Annotated in this window: 17 protein-coding genes and 2 tRNA genes; 7 read left to right on the plus strand and 12 right to left on the minus strand. The window is 66.2% G+C overall.

From position 1 onward, the window contains the following. The first annotated feature begins 45 nt into the window (after window positions 1–45). Window positions 46–1,143, plus strand: coding sequence for an XRE family transcriptional regulator (locus ACJH6I_RS08710; RefSeq protein WP_016895225.1), 1,098 nt, complete (start codon window positions 46–48; stop codon window positions 1,141–1,143). Between the two features lie 15 nt (window positions 1,144–1,158). Further along, window positions 1,159–1,488 carry a hypothetical protein gene (locus tag ACJH6I_RS08715; RefSeq protein WP_016895224.1) on the plus strand — a complete coding sequence of 110 codons (330 nt, stop codon included), beginning with the start codon at window positions 1,159–1,161 and terminating at the stop codon, window positions 1,486–1,488. Between the two features lie 72 nt (window positions 1,489–1,560). Here ACJH6I_RS08715 and ACJH6I_RS08720 read toward each other — a convergent pair whose 3' ends face one another. Continuing rightward, window positions 1,561–3,519 (minus strand): cation-translocating P-type ATPase, encoded by a 1,959-nt coding sequence (locus tag ACJH6I_RS08720; protein WP_016895223.1) that lies wholly within the window; start codon window positions 3,517–3,519, stop codon window positions 1,561–1,563. Next, entirely contained in the window at window positions 3,516–3,896 is a 381-nt protein-coding gene (locus ACJH6I_RS08725) for a helix-turn-helix transcriptional regulator (protein WP_016895222.1), read from the minus strand. Before ACJH6I_RS08725 ends, ACJH6I_RS08720 begins: the two co-directional genes overlap by 4 nt. Before the next feature lie 82 nt (window positions 3,897–3,978). Here ACJH6I_RS08725 and ACJH6I_RS08730 point away from each other — a divergent pair, with 82 nt between their 5' ends. Both ACJH6I_RS08730 and ACJH6I_RS08735 read left to right on the plus strand, forming a co-directional pair. Further along, entirely contained in the window at window positions 3,979–4,575 is a 597-nt protein-coding gene (locus tag ACJH6I_RS08730) for a bifunctional 2-polyprenyl-6-hydroxyphenol methylase/3-demethylubiquinol 3-O-methyltransferase UbiG (RefSeq protein ID WP_212807815.1), read from the plus strand. Between the two features lie 43 nt (window positions 4,576–4,618). Continuing rightward, window positions 4,619–5,224, plus strand: a complete 606-nt coding sequence (locus ACJH6I_RS08735) for an isoprenylcysteine carboxylmethyltransferase family protein (protein WP_197419930.1) — start codon at window positions 4,619–4,621, stop codon at window positions 5,222–5,224. Window positions 5,225–5,252: 28 nt separating this feature from the next. Here ACJH6I_RS08735 and ACJH6I_RS08740 read toward each other — a convergent pair. From ACJH6I_RS08740 to dnaA, 10 genes are all read right to left on the minus strand, one after another. Beyond that, window positions 5,253–5,323, minus strand: a tRNA-Ala gene (locus tag ACJH6I_RS08740). 285 nt (window positions 5,324–5,608) lie between these two features. Continuing rightward, window positions 5,609–5,682: transfer RNA gene (locus tag ACJH6I_RS08745), tRNA-Ile, on the minus strand. Window positions 5,683–5,772: 90 nt separating this feature from the next. Beyond that, window positions 5,773–6,702, minus strand: coding sequence for a DUF3566 domain-containing protein (locus ACJH6I_RS08750; RefSeq protein ID WP_318985849.1), 930 nt, complete (start codon window positions 6,700–6,702; stop codon window positions 5,773–5,775). A 43-nt stretch (window positions 6,703–6,745) separates the two neighbouring features. Continuing rightward, on the minus strand, window positions 6,746–9,268 hold the full coding sequence (gene gyrA / locus ACJH6I_RS08755; RefSeq protein ID WP_318985848.1) for a DNA gyrase subunit A: 2,523 nt from the start codon (window positions 9,266–9,268) through the stop codon (window positions 6,746–6,748). Between the two features lie 90 nt (window positions 9,269–9,358). Beyond that, window positions 9,359–11,386, minus strand: a complete 2,028-nt coding sequence (gyrB, locus tag ACJH6I_RS08760) for a DNA topoisomerase (ATP-hydrolyzing) subunit B (protein ID WP_020099899.1) — start codon at window positions 11,384–11,386, stop codon at window positions 9,359–9,361. Window positions 11,387–11,605: 219 nt separating this feature from the next. Then, on the minus strand, window positions 11,606–12,154 hold the full coding sequence (locus ACJH6I_RS08765; protein WP_318985906.1) for a DUF721 family protein: 549 nt from the start codon (window positions 12,152–12,154) through the stop codon (window positions 11,606–11,608). A 23-nt stretch (window positions 12,155–12,177) separates the two neighbouring features. Further along, window positions 12,178–13,341, minus strand: a complete 1,164-nt coding sequence (recF, locus tag ACJH6I_RS08770) for a DNA replication/repair protein RecF (RefSeq protein WP_212807812.1) — start codon at window positions 13,339–13,341, stop codon at window positions 12,178–12,180. Next, window positions 13,342–14,235 carry a phosphogluconate dehydrogenase (NAD(+)-dependent, decarboxylating) gene (gene gnd / locus ACJH6I_RS08775; protein ID WP_318985847.1) on the minus strand — a complete coding sequence of 298 codons (894 nt, stop codon included), beginning with the start codon at window positions 14,233–14,235 and terminating at the stop codon, window positions 13,342–13,344. 28 nt (window positions 14,236–14,263) lie between these two features. Further along, on the minus strand, window positions 14,264–15,454 hold the full coding sequence (gene dnaN / locus ACJH6I_RS08780) for a DNA polymerase III subunit beta (protein WP_061006386.1): 1,191 nt from the start codon (window positions 15,452–15,454) through the stop codon (window positions 14,264–14,266). 629 nt (window positions 15,455–16,083) lie between these two features. Beyond that, entirely contained in the window at window positions 16,084–17,559 is a 1,476-nt protein-coding gene (dnaA, locus tag ACJH6I_RS08785) for a chromosomal replication initiator protein DnaA (RefSeq protein ID WP_318985846.1), read from the minus strand. A gap of 611 nt (window positions 17,560–18,170) precedes the next feature. On the opposite strand from dnaA, the gene rpmH reads away from it, so the two are divergent. The 3 genes from rpmH to yidD are packed head-to-tail and all read left to right on the plus strand — an operon-like array spanning window position 18,171 to window position 18,986. Continuing rightward, window positions 18,171–18,314 carry a 50S ribosomal protein L34 gene (gene rpmH / locus ACJH6I_RS08790; RefSeq protein ID WP_073695092.1) on the plus strand — a complete coding sequence of 48 codons (144 nt, stop codon included), beginning with the start codon at window positions 18,171–18,173 and terminating at the stop codon, window positions 18,312–18,314. A 22-nt stretch (window positions 18,315–18,336) separates the two neighbouring features. Beyond that, window positions 18,337–18,714 (plus strand): ribonuclease P protein component, encoded by a 378-nt coding sequence (rnpA, locus tag ACJH6I_RS08795; RefSeq protein WP_318985845.1) that lies wholly within the window; start codon window positions 18,337–18,339, stop codon window positions 18,712–18,714. After that, window positions 18,711–18,986: a membrane protein insertion efficiency factor YidD gene (gene yidD, locus ACJH6I_RS08800; RefSeq protein ID WP_020099892.1), complete on the plus strand. Its 276-nt coding sequence runs from the start codon at window positions 18,711–18,713 to the stop codon at window positions 18,984–18,986. Before rnpA ends, yidD begins: the two co-directional genes overlap by 4 nt. Window positions 18,987–19,028 lie beyond the last annotated feature (42 nt).

A 19,028-nucleotide genomic window follows, 5' to 3' on the forward strand; every position in this document is an offset into this window, starting at 1 on the left:
GGCTAGTGTCGAAAGACAGCACCGAGACGGTTGGGGAGGCGATCTGTGACGGCACCGGACCCGTACGACGACGCGGCGAACAGCGTGATGGTGCAGTTGACCCGGTTGTCGCGTGGGTGGTCGAAAAAGCGCCTGGCCGACGAGGCCGGGGTGTCGGCCTCGCACGTCAGCAGGGTCGAGGCGGGGCTGCTGCCCCTGGCAGGGAAGGCCTTGCTCGACTACGCGCAGGCCATGGAATGCCGCCCGGAAGCGCTGTGCGTGCCCTTCACCCGGTCCCCGGCCCAGGGCAGCCACTTCCGGGCCAACCTGAGTGCGGCCGAGTGGAAGCGTGACCGCGTGTGGGCGCGCGCGAATCTTGTCGCGATGCGGATCGGCCGCCTGGTGTCCCGCGCCGACATCAACCCCAAGCTTGCGCTTCCCGATCTCGACCCGGCCGACTACGCCTCCGAGCTCGGAGAGATCACCGTCGCCCAGGTTCTGCGCCGCCTGTGGCGCGTCGCCGGCCCGATCCGCTCGATGACCGAATTGCTCGAAGCCGCAGGGGTGTTCGTTGTGGTCGATGGTTTCCTCGACGACGAGATCGACGCGGTGACCCTGCGAGCAAGCGAGTATCACCCGCACCTGGTGTACGTCAACGCGGCCCGGCCGCCCGACCGCATGCGGATGACGCTGGCCCACGAACTCGGCCACCTGGTCATGGATGCGATGACGCTGGTCAGCCCCGCCGAGGCCGAGCGGCGGGCCAACAGTTTCGCCGCCGAGTTCCTCGCCCCCATCGCCGACATCGGCTTTGACTTGGACCGCGTGTCAGTGCGGGCCGTGCATGAACTCGATGAGCTGCGCCTCACCTGGGGTGTGAGCGCGTCGTCGCTGGTCGTGCGGGCCCGCGAGCGAGGTGTGCTCTCCGACTACCAGTACCGCTCGATGTTCCGGCTGCTCAACGAGACCGGCCGCATGTATGGCCCCCGCCCCGGCGTGGCCGAGGAGATGCCCCGTCTCGTCGGCGACGTACTCGGCCAACTCGCGGCCGGCGGCTACACCGCCAGTGAACTCGACGACATTACGCTGCTCACCGGCGCGCAACGCGGCGCGCTCTTCGGCGTAAGCGACAGGCCCGGCGCCCGGCACCTCACGATGGTCTAAACACCGGGCGCGATCGTGGGCTGGAATCGCACCCCGGTCCGCGACGAGCAGTGGAAAGCGCCGGTCCACTGGACCAAGCAGGGGCAAGCCCTTGAGCAGGACCACGCCGCAGGCGGCCGCCGATGCCGTGTGGTGAACGACAGTGGTGGTGCGCTCGGACGGGTCGTCCTGCGGCGCAGATACCTGCGTATCTACGCCGAACTGCGGTGGCAGACCAACAACAAAGAATGCAGCACGTACCTCTGCCAGGTATCAGGCAAGAGCCGAAGCGCAAACCTGGCGGCCGCCTGGCGGCGAGCGCACAGTCTCGGCCTGACCGCTGCCGGCCGTGACGCAAAGGCGTGATAAGTCATCGGCAAACACCACACCTTGCTGACCTCCTCGCCTGGCTGGTTACGCGATGGATGATGCCGGTGGTCAACGCGATATCGCGGAGGCGGCTACTTCGGCCACCGGATCATGGTCCCGGCCTGGCTGTGCCAGTGGTTTGGTGCGCCCGGCCCGGACACCGTTGGCGATGACGACGATTTCGGCGAGTTCGTGCACCGCGACGACCGCGGCCAGGCCGAGCACACCGGTGAGGGCGAGCGGGATGAGCACTGCGATCAATCCCAGTGAGAGGCCGACGTTTTGGAGCATGATGCGCCGGGCTCGCCGCGCGTGGGCCAGGGCCTGGGTGAGGTGGCGCAGGTCTTCACCCATGAGGGCGACGTCGGCGGTTTCGATGGCCACGTCGGTGCCCATCGCACCCATCGCGATCCCCAAATCGGCGGTGGCCAGAGCGGGGGCGTCATTGACGCCATCACCGACCATGGCCGTCGAGGAGCGTTGGCGCAGTTGACCGATCAGCGCCGCCTTGTCTTCGGGCCGCAGATCGGCATGCACCGTATCGATCCCCACCTGGCGGGCCAGGGCTTGGGCGGTCGCTTGGTTGTCGCCGGTGAGCATGGCGACCTGATAGCCGCCGCGGCGCAGGTGTTCGACGACCTGGGCGGCTTCGGGCCGCAGTTCGTCGCGCACCGCGACCGCCCCAATGACCTGACCGTTGTCTTCGACCAGCACGGCGGTGGCGCCGGCGGCCTGCATGGCCGCGACGTGTTCGGACAAGGGTCCGGGGTCGAGCCAGCCGGGGCGCCCGAGCCGTAGCCGGTGGCCGTCACGGTGGCCGAGCAGTCCGGCCCCGGTCACCGCCTCCACATCCTCAGCTGGTTGGACCGGCCCCTCGGTGGCGGCGAGAATCGCTGCAGCCAGCGGGTGTTCGCTGCGGGCCTCCAACGCCGCCGCCACATCTAACACGTGGTCGCGGCTGTTGCCGTTGGTGGTGGCGACGTCGATGACGGTGGGCTGGTTGGCGGTCAGGGTGCCGGTCTTGTCTAGCGCGACGGTGCGCACCGCGCCGAGGGCTTCCAGCGCGGCGCCGCCTTTGACGAGGACGCCGAGCTTGGAGGCGGCGCCGATCGCGGCGACGACGGTGACCGGCACCGAGATGGCCAGCGCGCACGGGGAGGCGGCCACCAGCACGACCAGGGCACGTTCAATCCACACCAGCGGATCACCCAACACGGAACCGATGGCGGCGATCAGCGCGGCCGCGACCATGATCGCCGGAACAAGCGGTTTGGCGATGCGGTCGGCCAGGCGCTGGCTGGCGCCCTTGCGGGACTGCTCAGCCTCCACGATCGCCACGATGCGGGCCAACGAGTTATCAGCAGCGCTGGAGGTGACCTCGACTTCGAGCACCCCGGTGCCGTTGATCGATCCGGCGAACACATCACTGCCGGGTCCGGCCTCCACCGGAACGGATTCGCCGGTGATGGCCGAGACATCCAGTGCGGTGCGCCCCGAGGTGATGGTGCCGTCGGTCGCGACCCGTTCGCCGGGCTTGACCAGCATCCGGTCACCGACCCGCAACTCCGCTGGCGGGATGGTGATTTCGGCGCCGTCGCGCAGGACGGTGGCCTCGTCGGGCACCAGCGCCAACAACGCGCGCAGTCCCCGGCGGGTCCGGGCCAGTGAGTATTCTTCGAGGCCCTCGCTGATGGAGAACAGGAACGCCAGCATGGCGGCTTCGCCGACCTCGCCGAGGATCACCGCGCCGATGGCGGCGATCGTCATCAGCGTGCCGACCCCGATCTTGCCTTGCGCTAACCGGCGCAGCGTCGAGGGTACGAACGTGTAGGCCCCGATCGCCAACGCCAGCGCATACAGGCCGATTTCGACCACATGGGGGCCGCCGGACCAGCCGACCGCATAGCCGGCCAGCAGCACCACCCCCGCGGCTGCGGCCGCGCGTAGTTCGGTGATCTCCCAGAGCCGTTCGGGTTCCTGCTCGCCTTCGTTGCGGTCGTCGCTGCCGCAGCCGCACGCCTCGCTCATCGCGCTACCTTCCGTTCAGTCGGGTGGCCGTAGTTGGGGCACAAGGCGACGGCGTTGCCGGTCGCCTCCAACACCGCCTCGGCCGCGCGAAACATGTCCAGCAGTTCCGGCCGGGCCAGCCGATACACCGAGGCGCGGCCCTGGGGCCGGAAATCCACCAGCCCACAGTCGCGCAGGCACGCCAGATGCGACGACACCGTCGATTGCGCCAATCCCAACTCACCGGTCAGATCCACCACCCGAGCCTCACCACCAGCTAGGCGGCGGGCGATCGCCAACCGGGTGGGATCGGACAGACTGTGAAACAACGCCACCGCCCCCGCCAACTCGTCGCGCGATGCACTCGGCGGCGCAGCACCCATACTTTTCATCGACATATCGCGATGATAGCCTACAACATAGATTGAGCGGAATTAGTCGATGACAGCGCTTGCGATTGATGAAGGCTGAGGTGGCGCGGTGAAGCTCAACACCATCGAACGGAGAGCGATGAACAACCCGATTCGGGCTGCCCATCAACACCATCGGGAAGCCGCATGGTTTCGCCGCCTCGCCGGTGGCGACCTCACCGGCCAGGACGTACTCGAGACCGGCTGCGGACGAGGTGTCGGCTCCGAAGTCATCCTCGACCGGCTCCAGGCCCGCCACGTCACCGCATTCGACCTCGACGACACCATGGTCGAGCTCGCCCGCAAACGCCTCCATCACAGGCCCGTATCCCTGTCAGTCGGCGATGTCTGCGACATCCATCAGCCGACCGCCAGCCACGACACCGTCGTTGACTTCGGCATCATCCACCACGTCCCGCACTGGCAGCTGGCCGTCGCCGAGATCGCCCGAGTGTTGCGCCCCGGTGGGCTGCTGTTGTTCGAGGAAGTTCCACGCCGCATGCTCGACACCTGGGCGTTCCGCACATTCACCGTGCACCCACGCGAAAACCGCTTCGAGTCAGACGAATTCGCCGCTGAACTGGCCCGCCACGGCCTGCACGGCACCGCCCGCATCGAACACCACCTTCGCGGGCTCCTCTTCATCGGGGCCGCCCGAAAGATCTGACCTGCCACCCCCGCGACCACGAAAGCCGACCACGATGTCCGCGATGTACGCCATCATCGCCTTGCTCCTCGTCGCGGCTTTCTGGCTGCTCGACGGCTACGTGCGAGCCCGTATTCAACGCCATCGCACCGGCGACAGCGGCATCCGCATCCCTCGCACACCCAAACAGTGGTGGGCCCGAGGAACCCTGGCCTCCGGCATGCTGCTGCCCGGCATCGCCGCCCCCATCGCCGAACTGCTGGGCCTGCAGCCAGTGCCACTGTTGGACCACGGGCCCAGCCGCGTCGCCGGCATCATGCTCGCCGCACTGGGCGTGTTCGCCGCGTTCGGCGCCCAACGCGCAATGGGATCTTCGTGGCGCACCACTGTCGACCCCACCGAACGCCCGCCACTGGTCACCACCGGCATTTTCGCGATCGTGCGCAACCCCATCTACACGTCGATCAACGTCATGGTTATCGGACTAACCTTTGCGGTTCCCAACGGTATTGCACTCGCCGGCGTCGTGATGATCATCATCGGTAGTCAACTGCAGGTCCGCCTGATCGAAGAGCCCTACCTCACCGCCACCCACGGCCAGGCCTACCGCGACTACTGTGAGGCTGTCGACCGGTTCCTGCCCGGCATCGGGCGGATCAGACGGGCGTAGTGTCACCGCCGGCCGTACCGACCAAAGGTGGAGCCACGGGGAATCGAACCCCGATTTGAGCCTTGCAAAGGCCCCGTTCTACCGTTGAACTATGGCCCCGTCATGGATATGACCGTGGCGGTATCACCGCTGGTCACACCCACTTTCATCTACCTCTCCTAGAGATAAACCGCGAACTCCTGACATCTGCCTTGCAAAGGCAGCGCTCTACCAACTGAGCTAAGGCCCCTCGATGGTGTCCGATTGAAGTGAATGCCAGACCTCTGCGCCATGCTGGGTCCGCCATACGGTTACCGCGGCCACTCCAAGCAAGGCACCCAGCACCAGCAGAACCAATCTCACGGTGCACCCTTCCGGTGGGGGAGTCGGTGATACCGACTTCCGTGGGCCTAGGAGGACTCGAACCTCCGACCTCTTCGTTATCAGCGAAGCGCTCTAACCGCCTGAGCTATAGGCCCGAAAGTGGCCTTGCGGCCGAGCGATGAGATTACCGTATGGGTACCTCTGCGCCCAAAACGCGACGTCAGCCGCGGCCGCAGGCCTGCCGACTAGTCCCGGTCCGCCAGCGTCACCTCGACGCCGCCGACCAGATCCGTGGTCAGGTTGTAGACGAACGCCGCAGCCGTGGCCATCGCCGTCAGCAGCACGATGTTGACCAACCCGATGAGGGTTGCGCCGCCGAAAATCGTACTGGCAGAAACCAATTCACCACCGCTGCCGCCACCGCTGGTGAGCAGATCGCCGACGTTGCTGTTGAGCTTGCTCCACACACCCATGCCACCGAGGACGAGGTACAGGAACGCGACGGCGATCATCCAGACGAAGAACAACGCCACCGACAGCACCAGCGAGACCTTCAGCACACTCCACGGGTCGACGCGGCGCACCTGCATGCTGGCCCGCACCGGACCGTCCTGCCGGGCACCCGCGCGGCTGCGCGGCGCCCCCGAACGCGCCGGGGCCGGCGAGACCGTCGCGGCGGTGCTGCGCGGCTCCCGCGGTTCGCCCGCGCGGCGCTGCGGCTGACGGGACAGGTCCGGGATCTCGCTGGCGTACGCGGCCTCGGGCCGGGTTTCCGTCCGGACCGTCTCGGCCGTGCGGACCGGCTTCGGCGGCACATTGCCCTGCGGGGTCACCGCCGGCGACGACGACGGTGCCGCCGCCGGCACCGGGGGTACCGGCGGGGTGTCAGGAGTGATGGCCGGCGTGATGGTCGTCTCCGCCTCGGACGGCGAACCGCCACCCAACGACGATGCCGATCCACTGCCGCTGACGAACCGGTTCAGCCGCTCGTCCAGGCTCTGCCCACCGGCCGCAGGGGCGTCCGCCTGAGCCCCGCTGCGCGTGCGCTGCCAGGGCGGGGTGTCGCCGCCCGGGTCGGCCGCATGGGCGCCGCCACCCGATCCGGTGGCCGGCCCGTTGTTGCTCGCGGGTCCGTCACCGGTACGGGTGTATCCCGGCTCGTTCGGGGAACTCACCTGGCGGCTCCTTCAATCAGGGCGGCTGGGGACAGTCGCAGCACTACGTCTCGTCGGTCTCGGTCTCGGTCGCGGTGTCGACCTCGGTGTCGGTCTCGTCGCCACCTTCGGCCTCTTCGGCGTTGCGCGCGACGGCAATCAGTGTGTCGCCCTCACCCAGGTTCATCAACCGCACACCCTTGGTCTGCCGTCCGGCCTTGCGCACCTGACGTGCCGCGGTCCGGATGACACCACCGCCGGAGGTGATGGCGTACAACTCGGTGTCGTCATCGACGATCAACGCACCGACCAGACTGCCACGCTTGGGGTCGTACTGGATCGTGAGGATGCCCTTGCCGCCGCGGCCTTGCGCCGTGTACTCGTCGATGGCCGTCCGCTTGGCGTAACCGCCCGACGTCGCGACCAACAGGTAGGTGTCCGGCACCACGACATTGAGCGACAGCAAACGGTCGTCCTCGTTGAATCGCATGCCCTGCACACCCGAGGTGGCGCGGCCCATCGGCCGCAGTGCCTCGTCGGTCGCGGAGAACCGGATGGACTGGCCCTTGGCGGACACCAGCAGCAGGTCCTCCTCGGCGGAGCACAGCACGGCACCGACGAGTTCGTCGCCGTCGCGCAGGTTGATCGCGACGATGCCGCCGGAGCGGTTCGAGTCGAAGTCGGCCAGCTTGGACTTCTTCACCAGACCGTTGCGGGTGGCGAGCACCAGGTAGGGCGCGTCCTCGTAGCTCTTGATCTGGATGACCTGGGCGATGCGCTCCTCCGGCTGGAAGGCCAGCAGGTTCGCCACGTGCTGACCGCGCGCGGTCCGCGAGGCCTCGGGCAGGTCGTAGGCCTTGGCCCGGTACACCCGGCCCTGCGTCGTGAAGAACAGGATCCAGTCGTGCGTGGAGCACACGAAGAAGTGGTTGACGATGTCGTCCTGCTTGAGCCCGGCGCCCTGCACGCCCTTACCGCCGCGCTTTTGGCTGCGGTAGAGGTCGGTCTTGGTGCGCTTGGCGTAGCCGGTCTCGGTGATGGTGACGACGACGTCCTCGCGCTGGATCAGGTCCTCGTCGGTGACGTCGCCGTCGGCCGCGATGATCCGGGTACGACGGTCGTCGCCGTACTTGTCGGCGAGCTCCTTGAGCTCGTCGCGGACGATGGCACGCTGCCGCTCGGGCTTGGCCAGGATGTCCTCGAGGTCGGCGATCTCGGCCTCGATCTTGGCGAGGTCGTCGATGATGCGCTGACGTTCCAGGGCGGCCAGACGACGCAGCTGCATGTCGAGGATGGCCTGGGCCTGGATCTCGTCGACGTCGAGCAGCTCCATCAAGCCCGCCCGGGCGGCGTCGGCGTTGGCCGACGCGCGGATCAGCGCGATGACTTCATCAAGTGCGTCAAGGGCTTTCACCAGACCGCGCAAGATGTGGGCGCGCTCGTTGGCCTTGCGCAACCGGTACCGCGTGCGGCGGATGATGACGTCGAGCTGATGGGCGACGTAGTACCGGATCATCTGGTCCAGCCGCAGGGTGCGCGGCACACCGTCGACGATCGACAGCATGTTGGCACCGAAGCTGGTCTGCAGCTGGGTGTGCTTGTAGAGGTTGTTCAGCACCACCTTGGCGACGGCGTCGCGCTTGAGGTCGACGACGATCCGCAGACCCACGCGGTCACTGGACTGGTCCTCGATGTTCGAGATGCCGCCGATCTTGCCGTCGCGCACCTGCTCGGCGATCGAGGTGATGAAGTTGTCGTGGTTGACCTGGTACGGCAGCTCGGTGATGACGAGTGAGGTGCGGCCCTTGGCGTCTTCCTCGATCTCGACGACGCCGCGCATCCGGATGGAGCCGCGACCGGTCTTGTAGGTGTCGGAGATGCCCTGGGATCCGACGATCAGGCCGTGGGTGGGGAAGTCCGGGCCCTTGACCCGCTCCATCACCGCTTCGAGGGTGGTCTCCTCGTCGGCCTCGTGGTTCTCCAGGCACCAGTACACGGCCTCGGTGAGTTCGCGGAGGTTGTGCGGCGGGATGTTGGTGGCCATACCGACGGCGATACCGCCGGAGCCGTTGGCCAGCAGGTTGGGGAACCGGCTGGGCAGGACGGTCGGCTCTTGCACGCGGCCGTCGTAGTTGGGGATGAAATCGACTGTCTCCTCGTCGATTTCACGCAGCATCTCCATGGCCAGCGGGGTGAGCCGGGCCTCGGTGTAACGCATGGCGGCCGCGGGGTCGTTACCCGGCGAGCCGAAGTTGCCCTGACCGTCGACCAGCGGATAGCGCAGCGACCAGGGCTGGGCCATGCGGACCAGGGTGTCGTAGATCGAGGCGTCACCGTGCGGGTGGTAGTTACCCATGGTCTCGGCGACCGAACGCGCCGACTTGGCGTGCGAGCGGTCCGGCCGGAACCCGGAGTCGTACATGGCGTAGAGCACGCGGCGGTGCACCGGCTTGAGGCCGTCGCGGACCTCGGGGAGGGCGCGGCCCACGATGACGCTCATGGCGTAATCGATGTAGCTGCGCTGCATCTCCTGCTGGATGTCGACCGGTTCGATCCGATCGCCTTCGGGAGGCAGGGTGTCGGTCATCGAATTCCTTCTGCGGATTGTTTCACGTTAAACATCGATTTTTGACGGCCGAGCTGGGCCGGATTCGCCGCGTTTCGCTTTGGCGGTTTGCTAAACATCAAGGAAGCGAACGTCTTTCGCGTTCCGGGTGATGAAGCTGCGGCGCGCCTCGACGTCCTCGCCCATCAGGATCGAGAACAGTTCGTCGGCAGCCGCGGCGTCGTCGAGGGTGACCTGGCGCAGCACCCGGATGGACGGATCCATGGTGGTCTCCCACAGCTCCTTGGCGTCCATCTCACCCAGACCCTTGTAGCGCTGGATGCCGTCGTCGGTGTTGATGCGCTTACCGGCCTTCTTGCCGGCCTCGAGCAGGCCGTCGCGCTCGCGGTCCGAGTAGGCGAACTCCGGTTCGCTGCGTTGCCATTTCAGCTTGTACAGCGGCGGCTGCGCCAGGAAGATGTGGCCGTTTTCCACCAGCGGCTTCATGAAGCGGAACAGCAGGGTCAGCAGCAGCGTCGAGATGTGCTGGCCGTCGACGTCGGCGTCGGCCATCAGCACGATCTTGTGATACCGCAGCTTGGAGATGTCGAACTCGTCGTGGATACCGGTTCCCAGGGCCGTGATGATGGCCTGGACCTCGTTGTTCTTCAGCACGCGGTCGATGCGCGCCTTCTCGACGTTGATGATCTTGCCGCGCAGCGGCAGGATTGCCTGGAACATCGAGTCCCGGCCACTCTTGGCCGAGCCACCGGCCGAATCGCCCTCCACCACATACAGTTCCGACTTCGTCGGGTCGGTGGAGCGGCAGTCGGCCAGCTTGCCGGGCAGACCCCCGATGTCGGTCGCGCTCTTGCGGCGCACCAGCTCCCGCGCCTTCCGCGCGGCGACGCGGGCCTGCGCCGACGAAACCGCCTTGTTGACAACCGTTTTGGCCTCGGCCGGGTTGGCCTCGAACCAGTGGGTCAGCTGCTCGTTACAGATCTTCTGCACGAACGACTTGACCTCGGTGTTGCCCAGCTTGGTCTTGGTCTGGCCCTCGAACTGGGGTTGCCGGACCTTCACCGAGACGACGGCCGCGAGGCCTTCACGGATGTCGTCACCGGTGAGGTTGGCTTCCTTCTCCTTCAGCAGCTTCTTGTCGCGCGCGTACTTGTTGACCACCGTGGTCAGCGCGGCGCGGAAGCCTTCTTCGTGCGTACCACCCTCGTGGGTGTTGATGGTGTTGGCGAAGGTGTGTACCGACTCCGAGTAGCCGGCGTTCCACTGCATCGCGATCTCGACCTCGTGGCCGTCACCCTTGCCACCGAAGTCGATGATGCTCTGCTGGATGGCGCTCTTGGTGCGGTTGATGTGCTTGACGAAGTCGACCAGACCGTCGGGGTAGTGGAAGGTCCGGTGCTTGACCTTTTGCGGCGCGGCGGCTTCAGCGGCCTGCTCCTCGGCGGACTTGGGCGCTTCGGCGTGATCGCTGACGACCTCGTCGACGACCGCGGCGGCGGCGACGCGCTCGTCGGTCAGCTCGATGGTGAGGCCCTTGTTCAGGAACGCCATCTCCTGCAGGCGGCGGGCGATGGTCTCGAAGTCGTAGACCGTGGTCTCGAAGATGTCCGGGTCGGCCCAGAAGCGGATGGTGGTACCGGTCTTCTTGGACGGCTCGCCCTTGCGCAGTGTGCCGGGGACGGACTTGTCATAGGTCTGGTGCCACTCGAAGCCGTCCTTGTGGATGTCGGCCTCGAGCCGCGTCGACAGGGCGTTGACCACGGAGACACCGACGCCGTGCAGACCACCGGATACCTGGTAGGCGCCTTCCTCGAACTTGCCGCCGGCGTGCAGCACCGTCATGACGACGTCGACGGTCGGGATACCGGTGGCGTGCATCGCGACGGGGATACCGCGGCCGTCGTCGGTGACCTGGACGCCACCGTCCTCGAGGATGCGGACGTCGACCTTGGTCGCGAAACCGGCCATCGCCTCGTCGACCGCGTTGTCCACAACTTCCCAGATCAGGTGGTGCAGACCGCGCTCGCCGGTGGAGCCGATGTACATACCGGGACGCTTGCGGACCGCTTCCAGACCTTCGAGGACCTTGATCGAATCGGCACCGTACTCAGCCGGCGCATCCTTCTTTTGGGCAGCCACGTCGAACGCGTCTCCTTGGGGTTCGAGGGGGCGGTGAGGACACCGCTCTCAGATCTGTCGACAGTCTACCGGTAGGTACGGACGGCACTGACTTTCTGACAGCGTTTTGACACGTCTGTTCGCGCCGTGCGGGGAATTTCTCGGGTGATGTCGCGTCCGGACGCTCCAGGGGCGTCATCTGAGACTCATCGGCGCGCTGAGCGACGCCCAAGTTTGGCGTCAGCCGAAGGTGTCGCGCGGTCCGCGGGCACCGAAATTCCGCGGGCCCTTCTGCCACGTCGGACCTGACGGACCCAGGATCTTCAGCGACGTGACGACGCCGTCGCCGACGGATGCGGCGATCTTGGCCAAAATCTGCGACTGCACCATCCGCAGCTGCGTCGCCCAGGCCGTGGATTCGGCCGTCACCGTGAGAACGCCCTCGCGCAGCGACGTGGGGGAGGCGTGCTCGGCGATCTGGTCACCGACGACCGTCGACCACTGGCCGAACACCGACCCTTCGGCCATCCGGCCCGACCAGCCGCGGCTGCGGGCCAGGTCCATGGTCGCCGAACCCAGCAACTGCGGATCCCGGCGATCGGGCCCGGGTCCGGACCAGGTGCGCCGACCACCGCCGCGGCGGGTTTTCGAGACCGGCGCACTACGGCCGCGACCGACATCTTTTCCTTGGCTGCGGGCCGCGCCCCGGGCTTCCTCCAGCGTGCGGCGCACCAGATCCATGCCCTTGAGATGGGCGAGATGCGGTGGCGGGAAGGCACTTTCGGGCATGTCCGGTTTCTGAGGCTCTTCACTCACGAGTCCACCACCGAAATCCGTCCGCCGTCGTCGTCACGCATCACCACATTGACCCGGGTGCCGTCCCAGTCCTGGGGAATGTCGTCGGGCACCGCCGCGGTGACCAAAACCTGCTCAGCCGATTGTGCCACGTCGGCGAGCGCTCGCCGGCGTGCCGAATCGAGTTCGGCGAACACGTCATCGAGGAGCAGCACCGGGTCGGTGCCGTCGGTCCGCAGTAGTTCGTAGGCGCCCAGGCGCAGTGCCAGCGCCATCGACCACGATTCGCCGTGGCTGGCAAAACCTTTCGCGAGCTGGTCGCCGAGGCGCAGCTCGAGGTCATCGCGGTGCGGCCCGACCAGGCACACCCCGCGCTCGAGTTCGGCGGACCGGCGGCGGGCGAGTTCGTCGAGCAGGGCGCTCTGGTAGGCCGCGACGTCGACGGATCCGGTGCCGGCCTGTTCTTCGATGGCCTCGACCGAACTGCGGTAGCGGACCGATGCGGGCCGCGACGCGGGTGCCAGCAGGTGATAGGCCTTAGTGATCTCCGGATGTAATTCGTTGATCAGGTTCACCCGCGCGGCGATCAGCTCGGCACCGTGGCTGGCCAGGTGACCGTCCCACACGTCGAGGGTCTCGAGCGCGCCGGAATCCGCACCCCGAAAACGGCTGGCGCCCGCGGATTTCAGGAGCGCGGTGCGCTGCCGCACCACTTTTTCGTAATCCGCCCGCACCCCACCCAGCCGGGGACGGCGGGTGCTGGCGAGTTCATCGAGGTAACGCCGGCGCTCCCCGGGATCGCCGCGGACCAACGACAAGTCCTCCGGTGCGAACAACACCGCCCGCAGGGCGCCGAGAATTTCGCGCGCGGACCGGACTGGGGAGCGGTTCAGCCGGGCCTTGTTGGCCCGGCCGGCCGTGATGTCGAGATCCACCGCCAGCTCGCGGCCGTCGTTGACGACGATGGTGGAGACGACGGCGCGCTCACATCCGGACCGGATGAGCGGGGCGTCCGAGGCGACGCGGTGAGACCCGAGCGTGGCCGTATACCACAGGGCCTCAACGATATTGGTCTTGCCGAAGCCGTTCTGGCCGACGAACACGGTCCGACCCGGTGCCAATTCCAGGTCGAGCCGCGGCCACGACCGGAAGTCGGTCAGACTGAGCTGTCGAACAAACACCTAGCCGGACTTACTGACCCTCTGGACGGCGTGGCCACCGAACTGGTTACGAAGTGCCGCAACGGCTTTCATGGTCGGGGAGTCGTCCTGCCGGGACAGGAACCGGGCGAACAGCGAGGCTGCGATGCTCGGTACCGGCACCCGCAGCCGGATGGCCTCCTCGACCGTCCACCGGCCCTCACCGGAATCCTCGGTGTAGCCGCTGATGTCGGCCAGCTGGGGATCTTCCTTCAGCGCCTTGGCCAGCAGCTGCTGCAGCCACGACCGCACGACGGTGCCGTTGGTCCAGGCCTGGTAGACGGCCTGCGGGTCCTTGATCAGGTCCGACGCGGCAAGCATCTCGTAACCCTCGCCGTAGGCGGTCATCAGCGCGTACTCCACGCCGTTGTGCACCATCTTGGCGAAGTGGCCGGCGCCGACCGGACCGGCATGGACGAAGCCGTCGGCGAGATCTCCCTCGGGCCGCAGCGTCTCGAAGATCGGCATGACGCGAGCGACGTCCTCGTCACTGCCGCCCACCATCAGGCCATAGCCTTCGGTCAGGCCCCAGACGCCACCGGAAACCCCGGCGTCGATGAATCCGATTCCCTTGTCCGCCAACAACTTTGCATGCACGGCGTCTTCGGTGTAGCGAGAGTTGCCGCCGTCGATCACCAGGTCGCCGGAGCTGAGCACGTTCGCGAGATCCTCGATGGTCTCCCGGGTGATCTCACCCGAGGGCACCATGACCCACACCACGCGCGGGGCCTCGAGCTGCTCGGCGAGCGCAGCGAGCGACGGTACGTCGCTGACTTCCGGCCGCGGGTCGTATCCGATGACTTCGTGGCCGCCACCGCGCAGACGCTCGCGCATGTTGAAGCCCATTTTTCCGAGGCCGATCAACCCCAGTTGCATCAGTGCTTCCTCCGCTGTCGTGTTCCGGTCAGCCCGGCAGGCGCACCGGCATCAGCAGGTACACATAGTCGGTGTCCCCGGCGGGGAACGGACCGGATCCCGAGTACTGATTCTCCCCGGCGGGACGCAACACTGCAGGCTTGCTGGGCGTCGTGAACCCGAACGTCACACGATCGGCATGTAAAGAACCCAGGCCGTCGGTGAGGTAGGTCGGGTTGAACGCGATGGTCAACGGCTCACCGTAGAACTCGACCGGCAGGTCTTCCTCGGCGCGACCGACGTCGTCGGCACCGGCCGACAGGCGCAGGATGTCGTCGGCGAACTCCATGCGGACCTGGGCACCACGATCGGCGACCAGCGCGACACGCTTGATGGCCTCGGCGAGCTCGGCGACACCGATGGTGGCCACCGCGGTGTGCTCCGCCGGCAGCAGCTGGCGGAATTTCGGGAACTCGGCGTCGAGCAGACGCGTGGTGGTGCGCTTGCCATTGCTGCGGATACCCAGCATGCCGTCCTTGCCGACGGCCTGACCGGCACCGAGCGACAGGTGCACCTCGGTGCCGTCGGCTCCCGACTTCGCGGACTCGGCCAGCGTCTTCGCCGGAACCAGCACGGCCGCTTCGAGATCCGGCACCGCCGAGTTCCAGGTCAGTTCACGCACCGCGAGCCGGAACCGGTCGGTGGCGGCCAGCACGACCTTCTCGCCCGAGATCTCGACGCGCACACCGGTCAGCATCGGCAGGGTGTCGTCGCGGCCGGCGGCGACCGCCACCTGACCGATGGCCTCGGCGAAGACGTTGGCGGGCACGATGCCGGTCTCATCCGGCAGCGCCGGCAGCGCCGGGTAGTCCTCGACCGCCATGGTCGGCAGGGAGAAGCGGGCGCTACCGCAGCTCAGCGCCACGCGGGTGCCTTCGACGCTGAGTTCCACCGGCTTGGCCGGCAGTGCGCGGGTGATGTCCGAGAGCAGCTTGCCCGAAACCAAAACACTGCCAGGAGACGCGATTTCAGCCGCCACGCGCACCTCGGCCGACACCTCGTAGTCGTATCCGGAGATGGTCAGACCGTCGTCGGAGCCGGTCAGCAGCACACCGGCCAGGACCGGGTTCAACGGCCGGGACGGCAGGATCCGGGCCACCCAGGCCACGGCGTCGGCGAAGTCTTCCCGAACGAGACGGAACTTCAAATCGGTCAGACCGGCTGTCGTCGCCACGTCCATAGCGTCCCTTCGCTGTTACCCCACCACGCTTACCTGCCGGATCCCGCCGTGAGGCGTGAACAACACGCATCGGCGTTGGTTCCGGCTATCGAAGAACACCGTAGAGCGTTCCGCGTGAAGTTGAAAGCTAAACGATCAGCCCGCGCAGCCTGTGACGACCCCCGGAATCCCGTCGGGATCCGGTTGTCCACGGGGAGTTTCCCCAACGGACTGCTTTTAGAAGAAGATCCATAGGGATCTAAAGGTATTAGTAATAGGGGTTGTGCACGCTGTGGATGGATCCACTGAGTTGCTGGTCCGGGCCTCAGCGGCGGGATCCCGCCCTGTGCGCAGACTGTGCACGCGGCGTTAATCCAATCCTTGTATTTGTGGAGCGATCCGGCCATGTGGATTGTTCTGAGCAGAATCCCAGGGTTTATCCCATGTAGTACACAGCGCTGTGCACACCCCCGTCGTGTGGCTGGAGGTGCTCGTGATGCCAAAAAAATCTTTTTGAGATTCGGGTCGTAGGGGCACTAATCACGCTGGATCCGGGGATCTGGGGCTCGGGTACCCCACTCACGGCCCGCTAAAACAACACCGGCCCCCAGGCGATCACGCCTGCGGGGCCGGTGCCGAAGAAGACAGATTCAGTGCTTGGACCGCTGCCGGATCCGGGTGGTGAGTTCCTTGACGTGATCGAAAACCTCACGCCGCGAGGCCATTTCCTTCTTGATCTTGCGTTCGGCGTACATCACCGTAGTGTGGTCGCGGCCGAAGGCCTGCCCGATCCGCGGCAACGACAGGTCCGTGAGCTCCCGGCACAGATACATGGCGATCTGCCGGGACAGGGCGACGGCGCGGGTCTTACCGGGGCCGCGGAGCTCCTCCACGGTGGTCTCGAAGTACTCGGCCGTGGCCGCCATGATCGTGGCGATGCTGATCTGAGTGGTGCCGGCGTCAGCGATGAGATCTCGCAGCACGATCTCGGCCAGCGACTTGTCGATCATCGTCTTGTTCAGCGACGCGAACGCCGTCACGCGGATCAACGCACCCTCGAGCTCGCGGATGTTGCGATCGATGCGGCTGGCGATGAGCTCGAGCACGTCGTCCGGCACATCCAGGCGATCCATCTGCGCCTTCTTGCGCAGGATCGCGATGCGGGTCTCCAGCTCGGGCGGCTGAACGTCGGTGATCAGACCCCATTCGAACCGGGTCCGCAGCCGGTCTTCCAGCGTCGCAAGCTGTTTCGGCGGCCGGTCCGACGAGATGACGATCTGCTTGTTCGCGTTGTGCAGCGTGTTGAAGGTGTGGAAGAACTCTTCCTGAGTGCTTTCCTTGCCTTCGATGAACTGGATGTCGTCGACCAGCAGGACGTCGATGTCGCGGAAGCTGCGTTTGAACGACGCGGTCCGGTCGTCCCGTAGCGAGTTGATGAAGTCGTTGGTGAACTGCTCGGTCGAGACGTACTTGACCCGCATGCCGGGGAACAGCTTCTGCGCGTAATTGCCCGCCGCGTGCAGCAGGTGCGTCTTGCCCAGACCGGATTCACCCCAGATGAACAGCGGGTTGTAGGCCCGGGCCGGCGCCTCGGCGATCGCCAGTGTCGCGGCGTGCGCGAACCGGTTGGAGGCGCCGATGACAAATGTGTCGAAGGTGTAGCGCCGGTTAAGGCTCAGATCGGCCGATTCGTCCGCGGGCGGCCGGTTGAAGTACCGGGGCCAGGTCTCCTCGGCACTGGACAGCTCGTCGGCGTCGTCGTCCAAGTCGTCGGCGACGGCGGCTGGTTCGGGTTCGGGCGTGTCGGCTTCGGGGGCTTCCGTGGCCACCGGCCGGTCGTCGGTCTCCGGGACCGCGATGCGGACACCGAGATCGACGCGTTGTCCGAGGTGCCGGCTCAGCGCGGCGATGATCGGTTCGCGCAGGTGCCGTTCGATCTCGTTCTGCACGAACTGCGTGGGCACCGACAGCAACGCGAAACCCTCGGTCAGCACCAGCGGCTGAACCATGCGCAACCAGGCCCGTTGTTGGGCGGTCAGCGTCGTGGTGCCGCCGAGGTCACCGTTGAGTTCGGCGACCACGCTTTTCCAGATGTCGGTGAACGATGCACTGGGGTTAGCGGTCAACGACTACTACCCCCTCGCAACCGCCTGACCGGCGGCTCAATAAAACGACGACAATCTGTCCACATAGTTATCCACAGACTGTGGACAAAGTAGGAGAGTGCCGTCGTGCTCGTGTTTTGCATGCAGGAAGCCCGCGCGCTGAGGCTCGTCACAGGAACGTCTGTGGGCTCGTAGCGTCGGGACCTCTCTGGCTTGTTGTCTGGCGCCGTCGTGCAACGGCATTGGCAGAAGCTAACAAGTTTTCGGTTCGTCCGCCAACCGTTCGGCAACATTGGTTCGAGGTTCTTGGGCGTGTCGGCTTGCCACGTTGCGAGTGGGACAACTGTGACGAACTCATGTGCGATCCGCCTCGCTTCTCGCTACGAAGCGGTAACGGTTGCTGACGTGCGACAGCGAGGTTTGACCCGGAGAATTCAGATCAGTACCCTCGAACAGTCGCCCACACGTGGTGATACGGCTGCGACCGGGGAAGTTCTGCCACGAACTTCGATCGGTACCGCGCCGGCTAGCAAGCAAGATGCGTGCGCTTACCAGCGACGACCGTGCCCACCGGCATGACTCGTTCATGTCGGTGGCGAGTGCGGGCGTCACATAGTTGAGGAGATATAGCCGTGGCCAAGGGCAAGCGGACTTTCCAGCCGAACAACCGCCGTCGGGCTCGTGTGCACGGCTTCCGTCTGCGTATGCGGACCCGTGCCGGCCGCGCCATCGTGTCGGCACGTCGCGGCAAGGGCCGTCGCTCTCTCACTGCGTGACCTGACGCAGGATCGAAGCACCGTGCTTCCGGCTCGTAACCGGATGACGCGCTCGACAGACTTTCGAGTCACCGTGAGCCGCGGTGTGCGCTCGGCGCAACGGGATCTCGTGGTGCACTCATTGGCACCACGAGATTTTGGCGATGCCGAGTCAAACACCGAGCAGGCGCCGAAAGTCGGTCTGGTCGTAGGTAAATCGGTCGGCAACGCCGTCCAGCGACACCGGGTGTCCCGTCAGCTCCGTCATGCCAGCCGGGATCTGCTGGCCGAGCTGCAGTCCGGTGAGCTGCTGGTGATCCGGGCCCTGCCCGGCAGTCGCGAAGCTGCCACCGCCACGCTGCAGGACGAACTGCGAGTCGCAGTGCAGCGCGCTCACGCGAAGTCCGGATCCCGGCCATGAGTCAGCGGCTGGCCCGCGGGCTGATCTTTCTCATCGAGCTGTACCGCAACATGGTGTCGCCGATGCGTCTGCCCAGCTGCCGGTTCAGCCCCACCTGTAGCCAGTACGCCGTCGAGGCACTCACCGAACACGGATTGTTCCGTGGTTGTTGGCTGACGACAGTCCGGCTGGCCAAGTGTGGCCCGTGGCATCACGGGGGATGGGACCCCATTCCCGAAAGACGGTCCGCGGCAACCGCCGCGCAGTCAAGGAGCGATTCGCTTGTCTTTTAACTGGTTCAGTCTGGACTACATCTATTACCCGGTATCCGGGAT

Source organism: Mycobacterium sp. SMC-13, assembly GCF_045311035.1.
Taxonomy (GTDB): Bacteria; Actinomycetota; Actinomycetes; order Mycobacteriales; family Mycobacteriaceae; genus Mycobacterium.

Coding starts and splice junctions, on each gene's coding strand:
- ACJH6I_RS08720 (WP_016895223.1), bottom strand. CDS start 3,519: ATGAGCGAGGCGTGCGGCTGCGGCAGCGACGACCGCAACGAAGGCGAG.
- ACJH6I_RS08725 (WP_016895222.1), bottom strand. CDS start 3,896: ATGTCGATGAAAAGTATGGGTGCTGCGCCGCCGAGTGCATCGCGCGAC.
- ACJH6I_RS08735 (WP_197419930.1), top strand. CDS start 4,619: ATGTACGCCATCATCGCCTTGCTCCTCGTCGCGGCTTTCTGGCTGCTC.
- gyrA (WP_318985848.1), bottom strand. CDS start 9,268: ATGACCGACACCCTGCCTCCCGAAGGCGATCGGATCGAACCGGTCGAC.
- ACJH6I_RS08765 (WP_318985906.1), bottom strand. CDS start 12,154: ATGCCCGAAAGTGCCTTCCCGCCACCGCATCTCGCCCATCTCAAGGGC.
- gnd (WP_318985847.1), bottom strand. CDS start 14,235: ATGCAACTGGGGTTGATCGGCCTCGGAAAAATGGGCTTCAACATGCGC.
- dnaN (WP_061006386.1), bottom strand. CDS start 15,454: ATGGACGTGGCGACGACAGCCGGTCTGACCGATTTGAAGTTCCGTCTC.
- yidD (WP_020099892.1), top strand. CDS start 18,711: ATGAGTCAGCGGCTGGCCCGCGGGCTGATCTTTCTCATCGAGCTGTAC.